Annotated in this window: 8 protein-coding genes; all 8 read right to left on the bottom strand. The window is 63.9% G+C overall.

Annotated features, from left to right (window positions below; genetic code table 11):
• Positions 1 to 126: 126 nt before the first annotated feature.
• Positions 127 to 1833, bottom strand: a complete 1707-nt coding sequence (locus ACNQOP_RS01920; protein WP_416403141.1) for a sigma-70 family RNA polymerase sigma factor — start codon at positions 1831 to 1833, stop codon at positions 127 to 129.
• On the bottom strand, positions 1778 to 3418 hold the full coding sequence (locus tag ACNQOP_RS01925; RefSeq protein ID WP_416403142.1) for a ComEC/Rec2 family competence protein: 1641 nt from the start codon (positions 3416 to 3418) through the stop codon (positions 1778 to 1780). The genes ACNQOP_RS01920 and ACNQOP_RS01925 overlap by 56 nt, the downstream gene beginning before the upstream one ends.
• Positions 3419 to 3605: 187 nt before the next feature.
• Positions 3606 to 4424 carry a helix-hairpin-helix domain-containing protein gene (locus tag ACNQOP_RS01930; protein WP_416403143.1) on the bottom strand — a complete coding sequence of 273 codons (819 nt, stop codon included), beginning with the start codon at positions 4422 to 4424 and terminating at the stop codon, positions 3606 to 3608.
• Between the two features lie 69 nt (positions 4425 to 4493).
• Complete coding sequence (locus ACNQOP_RS01935) at positions 4494 to 5477, bottom strand: DegV family protein (protein ID WP_416403144.1); 984 nt, start codon at positions 5475 to 5477, stop codon at positions 4494 to 4496.
• A gap of 59 nt (positions 5478 to 5536) precedes the next feature.
• A complete protein-coding gene (gene leuS, locus ACNQOP_RS01940) occupies positions 5537 to 8065 on the bottom strand; it encodes a leucine--tRNA ligase (RefSeq protein ID WP_416403145.1) in 2529 nt (842 codons plus the stop codon).
• Positions 8066 to 8355: 290 nt separating this feature from the next.
• Positions 8356 to 9870 (bottom strand): glycerol kinase GlpK, encoded by a 1515-nt coding sequence (gene glpK, locus ACNQOP_RS01945; RefSeq protein WP_284985747.1) that lies wholly within the window; start codon positions 9868 to 9870, stop codon positions 8356 to 8358.
• A 77-nt stretch (positions 9871 to 9947) separates the two neighbouring features.
• Complete coding sequence (locus ACNQOP_RS01950) at positions 9948 to 10700, bottom strand: MIP/aquaporin family protein (protein ID WP_235520729.1); 753 nt, start codon at positions 10698 to 10700, stop codon at positions 9948 to 9950.
• Positions 10701 to 10793: 93 nt separating this feature from the next.
• Positions 10794 to 12578, bottom strand: a complete 1785-nt coding sequence (locus ACNQOP_RS01955; RefSeq protein WP_416403146.1) for a glycerol-3-phosphate dehydrogenase/oxidase — start codon at positions 12576 to 12578, stop codon at positions 10794 to 10796.
• Positions 12579 to 12639: the final 61 nt, after the last annotated feature.

The following is a 12639-nucleotide window of genomic DNA, read 5'->3' on the forward strand; positions in this document are numbered from 1 at the left end:
GGTGGTTCCTTCCGGACGTTTCCTTGCAGGATTCAAGTCTGCCATGCCCGGGCGGGAGCTTCGGACAGTTGCCACCATGCTCACACCGTCCCAGGGAAGGCCGCACGGATTGCCCTCATTCGTTCTTCAGAAGGTGTTCGAAAAGGTCGTGGTGCCGATCCCCGTACCGCTGATCTGGTAGCTGAGGGTCGTGGTTTCCGTCGGCCCTTTCCTGGTGACCCCGAGGCCGAACCGGAGAGCCGCAGGGTCCACCCTGGTGCTGACGCAACGGAACTGCCTGGTCGTGGAGGGGTCGTGGGTACACGTCCAACCGTCGGGAGCATCAAGCTTTCCTGGAATCATGTCGGAGCCTTCGGACACTGTGAAGACGGCTTCAGCTGTGCTGGGAGCGGCCCCGCCAAGGTCGAAGGTAATGATCACGTTGACATCCGACGCTGTTGTGCCTGCTTCGGTGCTGAAGGTCGCGCTCACCACGGGTTGCGGCTGCGGGGTGACAGAAACCGATGGAAGGGGCGTGCTGGACGGACCCGGAGTTGGTATTGGGGTTGGAAGCAGCGAAGGCAGGGAACCAGGTTCTCCCGGAACGGCGGGTGGCAGCGGAAGAACGGGAATGCCCGGCGAGGCTGGGGAAGACGGCTGGATAGCCGGTGGCCGCTGCACGTCCGGGAGCAGTGGAAGCGCCTTGGAACTGCCGGCCTTTGTACCGGCCGCAGAGGGCTTCCCTGGAAGGACCGGAACCCCTTCCTGATCCTTTTTTCCGGGATCAGCTATGTCCTCGACGACGGCGGGGATCGTTTCCGGTGTGGCTGTGGGCTTGGCTGGGTTTGCAGTAACACCGGGCAGGGGGCTCGTCGCACCGGCAGGTCCTTCCAACGATGGCGAACCTGTGACTCCCAGCGCTACGGCCGCACCCAAAACCACAGCAGCGCCCGTGAGCACACCTGCGGCTATTTTCCACGTCAAAGACCATTGCCTGGGAGCAGCGTGGGAACCCCGTGCCACCGCCGTGGCTCCAGAACCCGAAAGAGCCGGTACTGCGGAGGTGAACCCAACACCGGTCACCAGAGGGAAGAGGGCGGCACGCATTGCTGATTGGACGTCGTTAAGGTCCAGCAACAACGCTGTGCATCGAGCACACTCGTCCAAATGCGCCTGCATCTTGTCCTGGGATCGCCGACGCAGTCCATTACGGGCATACACACCGAGCTGCGACGAATACTCTTCGCAGTCCTGTCCCACGGAATTACTGAGGTGCTGCTGGAGGTAGACCTGACGTAGCCGTTCCCTGGCCCTCAATGCCAGGGAAGAGACCCCGTTGGGGCTCAGCCCCAACATCACCGAGGCGGCTGCCGGCTTCATCCCCTCTATATCCACATACCAAAGAACCGCCTGCCATCGCTCAGGAAGGGTCTTGAACGCCCGGGCGACCGCTGCGGACTCGAACTCCGCCATGACCGGGTCCTGCTGCTCCTCCACGGAATCGAGCACGTATGACTCGTCCGTCGGCCGCGTGCGGGACGCTGCCTGGTTGGCCTTGAACGAGATGCGTTTGACGGTGGTCAGCAGATACGCCCTAAAGAACGTATCCGGACCCTTTCCCGACTTCAGGGACTGAAAAACGGAGGCGAAGGCGTCGGATACAACATCATCGACATCGGCCCGGTTATCGGCCTGGTTCGCTGCGACATATGTGGCGATGCCTCGGTGCCGCTCGTACAGCACATCAAATGCCTCCGTGTCACCGGAGCGCACCCGCGCCACCAGGTCAGCATCGCTGTCAGCCAGACCGACTCCGGCGCGTCCCTCGCTCTCCGCTGGAACTGTTCCCTCCATACCGGCCCCGAGTTCGGACGCGGATCATCCAGTGGACCAACCTGGTCATCGCGGACCAAGGCTTTATGGGGCCACGCTGCTGCAGCCCCGTCGCAGTCGCCGCATCCATGCGCTGCGCTCCACGGGCCCAGCTTACGATCGGGCGGTGAATTAATACACAACGCCCTGATGAATGTCCACACGTAGGAGGCTTGGCCTCCCTTCCCCGGCGGGAGGCCATTGCTTCCAGCAGCGTGACGATTTCGCTGTGGAGGGCAATGACAGAACCCTGCAGGGTCGTCGGATGAAGCATCATCCACGCCGACAAGACCGTTACCACCGAGAAAACAGCCATGGCGACCACACCCGCCGGACCTTCTGCCCAAGGCAACGCTGCGCCCGGCAACCCAGCAAAAAACCTGGCCAAGGCCGCTATCGCCCCGGCACAATACCCAGCGATGGCCAGCGGGGCCGCCGCCACCCAGGGAACAAACGCAGCGAGTGGCACCGCAATGGTCCCCAGGATTGTCACAGGAGCCACCAGCGGACCGGCCGTCACGTTCGCGACGAGCGCGTACGGGGTGAACTGTGGCTGCAGCGCAGCAATGACGGGGCCGCACAGTAACTGCGCAGCTAACGGTACTGCAACAGCCGTTGCCAGCCACCGGGGCACCTGTGGTGGAAACCAGGAGCATATGCGGCTGCCCAGTAAAACAATGCCCAAGGTGGCAAGCACAGACAGGAGAAAGCCGACATTGCCGGCAAGCGAGGGGTCCACGAACAAGAGTACGGAACTGGCAACGCAGAGAAAGGTCAATGCCCGTCCCCTCAGCCCACCAGCCAAGGCTGTCACACCAACGCACCCCATGACCGCGGCGCGCAGCACGCTTGGGTCCGGTCCCACCAACACCACAAACGCGAAAAGCCCAAGGCAACCACCTGCCGCAGAAAGGGGCCTGGACAGCCGAAAGTACCTCGCCAACAGAACGAACCCGCCCAACACCAGGCTGCAGTTGGCGCCGGACACGGCTGTCAGGTGCGTCATGCCGGTAGTTTTCATGTCGACACCAAGACTCTCCGGCAGCGCGCTCGTGTCGCCAGTGACCATTCCGGGTAACAACCCCGCCGCGTCCGGGGGTAGCCATGCGGTAGCTTCCACGAAGTGTTTCCTCAGGTCACCCGCGACACCGTGCACGTCGAAATCCGCCCCCACGGCGACAGGGGCAGACGCCGCCGAGAGTAAGCCCGCTTCCGGTTGACCTGTTCGCACTTCCTTGAGGGAGCCGGTTGTCCTGACCCGGTCTCCCGCACGTACGTTCTGCCAGCGATCGTCACCCACCACCACCACATCGGCCTCACCCCGCACCCTGGCGCCGGAGTACGTGGCATCGATGAGGTGGGCATCGACGGTCCACCGGTCCCTCGCGGACTGTCCCGGGGCAGGGATCTTGCTGGGGCTGCCCGTGATGACCAAGTGTGCGACGACGCCGTCCCCTGACTCGACTGCCGGCGCGAGCGGACCGTGTTCCTGCTTGGCTTCACTCACAGCGCAGTGGGCCGCGACAGCAGCCCCCACGACGCAGGCAAGCGCAAAGGTGGCTGCCATGGTCCGTTGGGGCCGGCGCCTGTGGTGCCGCCCTCCAACGAGCAGCCCTCCCCCGGCCACAAGAAGCCCCGACGCGAGGACTGCACAGCCCGCCGCACCCAAAATCCCACCAGCAAGCGCCGCGGCCCATGAAACCAGCACTGTGGGCACAAGCCTCAGATCCAGGCGGCGAGGAGAAGTTTCCGCCTCAGCCACTGTCCACCGCCACGAGGTCCTTCAATGACTCCATCAGTTTGGGCCCGATCCCATCAATTGCGTCGAGTTCATCCACGGAGGCGAAAGCACCGTGTTCCTTCCGCCAATCGACGATGCGCTGAGCCATCACCGGCCCCACTCGTGGCAACGTTCCGAGTTCTTCCACGGAGGCGGTATTGATGTTGATCCTGGCAGCGCCTCCCGCAGTGGCACCCGCAGGTGTGCTTGCAGCCCCGGAACCGCCGGTACCCACAGGTGGTTCCCCCTGGGGTGGCTCGCCGAGCGCGGGTACATGGACCTTGGTGCCGTCCCTGAGGACTTCCGCGAGGTTCAGGCCGCCGAGGTTCGCGTTCGGCGAGGCGCCACCTGCCGCTTCGATGGCTTGAAAGACGCGGCTGCCTTCGGGCAGTGACACTACGCCTGGCGCTTTCACGGCACCTGCTACATGGACCAGCACAGTCCCGGATGCATCACCGTCAAGACCTGCCGCGGCAGTGGGTACCGGACTGCTGCCCGATGAACTGCTAGGGCTGAGGGGAACAAATGTCGGGGCCGCTGCCGGGGACATCCACCATTGGAGCCCGATGAAGCCAACAACCAGCACGGCCAGGAGAGCCGCAACCCGCCAAGGTGTCCGCCATCGGAGGCGGGCCGGGGCCGCTCGTTCAGGATCTGCCCCGCCTTGGTTCCCCGCCTCTGGAAGCTCCAACAACGGAGGTGCCGTAGGGCCGGTAGCCACGCGGTCCACGAAACGCTGCCGGACGGCCTTCGCTGCGGCATCCGGCGACGGGTCCTGGCTCCACCGTGGCATGGAACGAGCCTATGGCCAGCACTCCGGGCCGGAACCCGGGGAAGTTTCCTATGTGGAAAACACGGGTGCTCAACCCGCGGGTGTACTGCTTTCCCCAACGATGACAGCCAGCACGCCCAGGCCCGCGTGGGCAGCCAGGACAGCCGGTAGCGCACTGATTTGAGGCGCCGGGCACTCCGGGCATTTCTGGTTCAACCGGGCGGCCAGGGCTTCGGCCTCTATTTGATTGCCGAAGTGGTGCACGGCCAGGCGCTGCTGGCCCGCCGGCCGGGAGGCAACATCGGCTGCCACGATTTCCTCGAGGCGGCTTATGGCGCGGACGGCGGAACGCACCTTTTCGAGCGGAACGATCTTGCCGCCGTCGACCGCCAGAATCGGCTTGATGGCCAGCACGGTTCCAAGCAGCGACGCTGCCGCCCCAATGCGTCCGCCACGCCGCAACTGCTCCAAGCTGGGGACATAGAAGTAGACCTTGGTCCGTTCCATGCGGCGCTCCGCGAAATGGCGCACTTCAGCTGCCTCGCGACCGTCGGCCGCAGCCACCACGGCGCTCTGGACACCCATGCCTTGTGCCATGCCAACCGTGCGCGAGTCCACCACTTCCACCGGAATGCTGACCCGGGCCGCAGCCAGCCGGGCTGCATCGGCAGTTCCGGACAGCTCTGAGGAGATGTGGATGGAGACCACGGCCTCGAAACCCCGGCGCTGCGCAAGGAGGTAGGCCTGTTCAAATTGTCCGGGCGATGGCCTTGAGGTTTTGACCGATGCCCCTGACGCCAAAGCCAGCGATAACGTTTGGGTGATGTCGTCTTCGCCCTCACCGTAGATCTCGTTCCCCACCATAACGGGCATGGGAACGACCGCCAGGCGCCCGTCGGCGGTGAAGGCGGATACCCATTCCGGTGGCAGGGCTGCCGCTGAATCCGTGACGACAGCAGTCTTAACGACGGCGGCCAGCGGCTCGCCAGGGACGGTAACCGGAACTGTGGGTTGCCGGAGGCGCGCCACTCTTTCCTTGAGCCATATCCAGGCGGGTGGTTCTCGCTCAGGCACGCAACCTCCAAAGATGATGGCCGGCCGCCGGCACGATACCGGCGGCCGCACAATCCCTGCTAGGCAGGAACGATGTTCACCAGTTTAGGGGCCCGCACGATCACGGTGCGGATACCGCGGCCGTCCAGGGCACGCTGGACGTTTTCCGAAGCCAGCGCAAGTTCCCGGAGGGCGTCTTCGGTGATGTCCGGAGAAACGTCCAAGCGGTCGCGAACCTTGCCTTGTACCTGGACCACAGCAGTCACGGTGTCCTGAACCAGCAGTGCGTCGTCGTGTTTGGGCCAGCCTGCATTGGCAACTGATGCCGGGTGGCCCAGCGTGTTCCAGAGGTCCTCGGCTGTGTACGGAGCGAACAGGCTCAGGATGACCGCAACGGCCTCCACTGCTTCGCGTACAGCCGGATCGGCAGCGCCCGCACCGGAATCGATGGTCTTGCGGGTGGCGTTGACCAGCTCCATGAGGCGGGCCACGACCACGTTGAACTTGTTGTTGTCCAACAGTTCGGCGGCATCGGCAATGGTTTTGTGCGTCACCGTACGCAGGGCGCGGTCACCGCCGGCCGGGTCAACGCCGGGCTCGCTGCTGACATCCTGGCCGAGCCGCCAGGCACGCGCCAGGAACTTGGCAGAGCCCGACGGCGACACGTCCGCCCAGTCGACGTCGTCTTCCGGTGGGGAGGCGAAGACCATGGTGAGGCGGACGGCGTCGACGCCGAACTTATCCAGCTGTTCGCCCAGGTCCACGCCGTTGCCGAGCGACTTGCTCATGGCCTTGCCGCCGTTGAGCACCTGGCCCTGGTTGAGCAGCGCGGAGAATGGCTCGTTGGCTTCGATCAGCCCAATGTCTTTGATGACCTTGGTGAAGAAACGCGCGTAGAGCAGGTGCAGGATGGCGTGTTCGACGCCGCCTACGTACTGGCCTACCGGCATCCAATCGTTGATCTTGTCGGGATCGAACGGTCCCTCGGTGTAGTGAGGCGAGACGAACCGCAGGAAGTACCAGGACGAGTCGACGAAAGTATCCATGGTGTCGGTGTCACGCTGCGCGGCACGGCCGCAGTTGGGGCAATCGACGTTGACCCACTCGACGGCGGCGGCCAGCGGCGACGTGCCCTTGGGCGACAGTGCCTCACCGCGCAGGTTGTCGGGCAGCCTTACCGGCAGCTGATCATCGGGAACGGGAACTTCGCCGCATTCCCCGCAGTGGATGATGGGGATGGGCGTACCCCAGAAGCGTTGGCGGCTCAGCAGCCAGTCACGCAGGCGGAAGTTCACGAACTTCTCGCCGGTTCCCAGCTTATCCAGGATGCTGATCGCTGCCGGGATGGCTTCAGACTTTGACAGGCCATCGAGCTCGCCGGAGTTCTTCAGGGTGCCCTCGCCGGCAGTGGCTACTCCGGTCTCCGAGGGGTCCTCGTCACCGGTGTCCAGCACGGCCCGGACGGGCAGGTCGAAGGCCTTCGCGAAGTCGAGGTCGCGCTGGTCGTGCGCAGGGACGGCCATGATGGCGCCGGTGCCGTAGTCAGCCAGGACGTAGTCGGCAGCCCATACGGGCAGCTTCTCGCCGTTGAGTGGGTTGATGGCGTAACGGCCGGTGAAGACGCCGGTCTTCTCCCGTTCTGTGGACTGGCGTTCGATTTCCGACAGCGCCTTGACCTTCTCGCGGTAGGCCATGAGTTCGTCGTGATGTTCCGGTGTCACCAGGTCCAGTGCCAGGTGCGCGTCAGCGGCAACGACGAAGAACGTTGCACCGTAGAGGGTGTCCGGACGCGTGGTGAAAACGGTGACTTCACGTTCCGCGCGATCTTCAGTGGCTTCGATGACGAACCGGACGTGCGCGCCTTCTGAACGGCCGATCCAGTTGCGCTGCATGGCCAGGACACGCTCGGGCCAGTGTCCCTGCAATTGGTCCATGTCCTGCAGCAGGCGGTCTGCGTAATCGGTGATCTTGAAGTACCACTGGTTCAGGGACTTCTTGGTGACCGGCGTGCCGCAGCGTTCGCAGGCACCGTTGACGACCTGTTCGTTGGCCAGGACGGTGAGGTCCTTCGGGCACCAATTGACGGGCGAGTCCTTGCGGTAGGCCAGGCCACGCTCGTAGAACCGCTTGAACAGCCACTGCGTCCAGCGGTAGTACTCGGGGTCGGAGGTGTGGAGGCGGCGCGACCAGTCGGCCGAGATGGCATAACGCTTGAAGGACGCAGCCTGCGTGTCGATGTTCGCGTAGGTCCACTCGCTGGGGTGCGCGTTGCGCTTGATGGCGGCGTTTTCGGCGGGCAGGCCGAAGGAGTCCCACCCGATGGGGTGCAGGACGTCGAAGCCCTTCTGGCGCAGGTAACGTGCTACGACGTCGCCCATGGCGAACGCTTCGGCATGACCCATGTGAAGGTCGCCGGAAGGGTAGGGGAACATGTCCAGCACGTAGCGGCGTTCCCGCGAGCCGTCGTCGGCAGGCGTGAAGACCTTGAGGTCTTCCCAGACCTGCGGCCATTTGGCTTCCATCGCAGCGAAGCTGTAGACGCCTTCTTCAGGCACCTCGGCTGCGGCTGTCTGTGCTGTTCCGGTCTCTGTCTCCGGCTGAACGCTCACTGCTGCCCTCTTCTGTTCTCGATGGCGGTTTTGCCTCCTGCTGCGGTCCCGGATAACCCCGGACACACAAAAGCCCCTCAACAATGGAGGGGCGGCCGCACGGCTGTTAAAGCCGGGCGGCTAGCTAAGCAGAAGGATCTCACGCATACCAATACCTTACCCCACCAAACCCATGGGCTGGGTGTAAGGGGGCCGGACGCCAAAAGAGGTTCCGGGGACTCCCCGCCATGGTGTGGCGGGCACCGCGAAGCGGGCGGGCGGGAGTCCCCGGAACCTCTGTCAGGAGAAGGCTACTTAACGTCCTCGTCGACCCAATCCATGGACTTGGTCACTGCCTTCTTCCAGAGCCGCAACTGGCGCTCCTGCTCTTCGGCGGGCAGCTGCGGTTCCCACCGCTTGTCCTCGCCCCAGTTTGCGCTGAGCTCGCCGAGGTCGTTCCAGAAACCGACTGCCAGGCCGGCCGCGTAGGCGGCACCGAGGGCCGTTGTTTCTACGACCTTCGGACGGACCACGGGCACGCCGAGGATGTCTGCCTGGAACTGCATGAGAGCATCGTTGGCGACCATGCCACCGTCGACCTTCAACTCGGTGAGCGGGACGCCCGAGTCGGCGTTGACGGCGTCGAGCACCTCGCGGGTCTGGAACGCTGTGGCTTCCAGGGCTGCGCGGGCGATGTGGCCCTTGTTGGCGAAACGCGTCAGGCCCACGATCGCGCCGCGGGCGTCTGCCCGCCAGTAGGGTGCAAAGAGGCCGGAGAACGCGGGGACGATGTACACGCCACCGTTGTCTTCCACTGCAGCGGCGAGTTCCTCGACCTCCGGGGCTGAACTGATCATGCCCAGGTTGTCGCGGAGCCACTGGATCAAGGAGCCCGTGACGGCGATGGAGCCTTCCAGGGCGTAGTGCGGCTTGTTGTCGCCCAGCTTGTAGCCGAGGGTGGTGAGCAGGCCGTTCTTGGAGTGGACAATTTCCTCGCCGGTGTTGAAGATCAGGAAGCAACCGGTGCCGTAGGTGTTCTTCGCTTCGCCGGCCTGGAAGGCCGCCTGGCCGAAGGTTGCTGCCTGCTGGTCGCCGAGGATGCCCGCAACCGGGGTTTCGCGCAGCAGCTGCGAGGTGTGGACGTGCCCATAGACCTCGGAGGAGGACTTAATGGTGGGCATCATGGATGCCGGGACACCGAAGATGTCCAGGATCTCCTGGTCCCACTGCAGGGTTTCGAGGTCCATGAACATGGTGCGTGAAGCGTTGGTGACGTCGGTGACGTGAACACCACCGTCGACGCCGCCGGTGAGGTTCCACAGGACCCACGCGTCAGTGTTGCCGAAGAGGAGGTCGCCGGCTTCGGCACGTTCACGGGCACCGTCGACGTTGTCCAGGATCCATTTGATCTTGGTGCCGGAGAAGTAGGTGGCCAAGGGCAGGCCGACCTTCTGCTTGAAGCGCTCCGGTCCCCCGTCCTTGCCGAGTTCGTCGACGATGGACTGGGTACGCGTGTCCTGCCAGACGATGGCGTTGTAGACCGGCTCGCCGGTGTTCTTGTCCCAGACCACTGCGGTTTCGCGCTGGTTGGTGATGCCGACGGCGGCGATATCGTGCCGCGTCAGGTTCGCCTTGGACAGCGCGGAGCCGATGACCTCGCGGGTGTTGTTCCAGATCTCCGCGGCGTTGTGCTCCACCCAGCCGGCCTGCGGGAAGATCTGCTCGTGCTCCATCTGGCCGGTGGACACGATGTTGCCCGAGTGGTCGAACACGATTGCCCGGGAGCTGGTGGTGCCCTGGTCAATGGCGATGACGTATTGGTTCATGGTGACGTCCTTGTCTGTTGTTGGTTACTCAGTGGCGTTGTGAGGGTGTGCGGAGTGTGCGTCGATCGAAAGCGTTTTTAGCCGGCAATGGCGGGCATGATGTCCGGGACCCAGAGGGCCACGAGCCCGGCAAGTGCGCCACCGACCAGCGGTCCGACGACGGGAATCCAGGAGTAGGCCCAGTCGCTCGAGCCCTTGCCCCTGATGGGCAGGACGGCGTGTGCGATGCGGGGGCCAAGGTCACGTGCAGGGTTGATGGCGTAGCCGGTGGGACCACCCAGGGATACACCGATACCAACAACAAGCAGTGCTACGGCCAGCGGGCCGAGGCCGGAAGGTGTGCCGCCGAAGGTCAGGATGACGAAGACCAGGACGAACGTGCCAATGATTTCGGTGATGAGGTTCCACGGGGTGGAGCGGATGGCCGGGCCGGTGGAGAAGGTTCCCAGCTTGTTCGCTGCCAGGGGCTCATCGTCGAAGTGCTGCTTGTAAGCGAGCCAGCAGACAACGGCACCCAGGAAGGCGCCCAGCAGTTCGCCTCCGAAGTAGGTCAGGGTCGAGCCGAAGGTCACAGCCACATCCGGGGCGTACTCTTTGCTGCCTTTGACCAGCAGGCCCAGGGTGACGGCCGGGTTCAGGTGCGCACCGGACTTTGCGGCCACGAAAACGCCCGCGAAGACCGCAATACCCCAGCCCCACGTCACCATTAAGAATCCACCGTTGTTGCCCTTGGTGCCTTTGAGCGCAACGTTTGCCACGACACCGCAACCCAGCAGGGTCAGCATCATGGTTCCGAATACTTCGGAAAGGAAAACAATTCCAAGAGACATCTTTGACTCCTCATTTTTCTGTTGTCAGCCTCCTCGCGGGTGAGGAGGCTGTGTGGGGCGGGTCCGGTTTCCGGAACCGCCCCGATGGTGGTTTCAGGCCACCAAGCTGTGCACGTCAACCTTGTGGAACCGTTGCAGTACTTCTTGTGCGTGGCGGATTTCCGCTTCACGGGTGGCGGCGTCCCAACCAAGTGGCTCAGCAAGCGCAGCAGCGATCTCGTTAAGCAGCTCCCCTGTTACCAGGCCGCGGAATGCGAGGGATGTCCGGCGGATCAGGACGTCCACCAGGTGCCCGATCTGCTCGTGCTCGGCCATGAAAGCCAACTCGCGGACACTCAGTTCGCGAGTGGACCGCAACGGTGTGTCGTGTCCGGCATTCAGGTAGTCGATGACGGCGTCGGCACGTGTTCCGTAGCGGGTCAGCAGGACAGCGACGCGGTCAGCGTCCAGGCCCGGCCCCATGTGCTTCTTGATCCATTCCTGTTCACCCTGCTCGGTGGCCGGGAACCCGGCACCGCCACCGATGGCGAGTTTCGCCGTCGAGACTTTGCGTTCCATGCCCAGTTCGCGAAGGACGTCATTGGTCATGTGCTCTGCAAGGGCGCGGAATGTGGTCCACTTTCCGCCGACCAGGCTAAGTACGACGGCGGCCTTACCGCCCGGCGTTGTCACAGCGTCGCTATCCGTGCGGACGCTGCGTTCGATCCTGTAGTCGCGCGAGACGAACCCGGGCTGCGTGGCGTCGTGGCGTGGCAGCGGGCGGACGCCGGCGAAGCTGTACACGATCTGTTCGCGTTCGACCTTGATGGTGGGGAACACGTGGCCCACGAGGTCGAAGAAGTAGTCGATCTCTTCTTCGGTGCACACTGCGTCTTCTGACATGTCCGCATCCACGTCCGTGGTTCCGACCAGCACACGGTCTCCCATGGGGTAGATCAGGACGATGCGGCCATCGGTGTGTTCAAAGAAGATCTCCCTCCCATTGCAGGCGGCGAGCAGTTCGGGGTGGTCCAGGACAATGTGGGATCCCTTGGTGCCGCCCATGAACTTGCTGACGGCACCCATGGCCTGGTTGGTGAGGTCCACCCATGCGCCTGTGGTGTTGACGATGACGTCGGCCTGGAAGTCGAACTCCTTGCCGGTCAGTTCGTCGCGGAGCCGCACTCCGTCCGTGCCCATGGAAACGAGCGAGACGTAGTTGCTGGCGCGGGCGCTTCCACCGGGGAGCCCGCCACCACGGCCGGCCTTTTCGCCATCCTGGAGGACGTCCAGGGTCAGGCGTTCGGGGTTGTGCACGGATGCGTCGAAGTACGTTGCAGCGTACTTGATGCCGGAGTGCAGCTTGGGAAGTTCGGCGAGGGCCTTGGTGCGGCCGCGGAACTGGTGCCGCGGAACACTTCCACCGTCGCGGGAGAAGAAGTCGTACATGCTCAGGCCCACCTTGATGAGGAACGCACCACGTTCCTTCGGCTTGCCCTGCCTGTGGGTCAGGAAGCGCATGGGGGCGGAAAGGATTCCGGAGAAGGTGCTGAAGATCGGGATGGTTGTCTGCAGCGGTTTGACGTAGTGCGGTGCGATCCGCAGGAGCCGGTTTCGCTCCACTACCGATTCCTGGACAAGGCGGAACTCGCCGTTTTCGAGGTAACGGATGCCACCGTGGATCATGTGGGACGAGGCGCCGCTGGCACCCTGGCAGTAATCGCCACGTTCAACAAGTGCCACATCGACGCCTTGCAGGGCGAGGTCGCGGAACGTTCCGACACCATTGATGCCACCGCCGATGATGAGTACCTTCGCCGAGGGCCGCTCCTGCAATGCGACGACGGAGTCGCGCTGCTGTGCGTGCTGTGAGGTACCGGAAATCCTGTTGTGTCCCAAAACTGCTCCCTTGGGCTTGGTTCGTGCGCCGCGCCACTCGCTGCTGCACCGTTCACCACTA

Source organism: Arthrobacter sp. LFS091 (genome assembly GCF_047977885.1).
Lineage (GTDB): Bacteria > Actinomycetota > Actinomycetes > Actinomycetales > Micrococcaceae > Arthrobacter.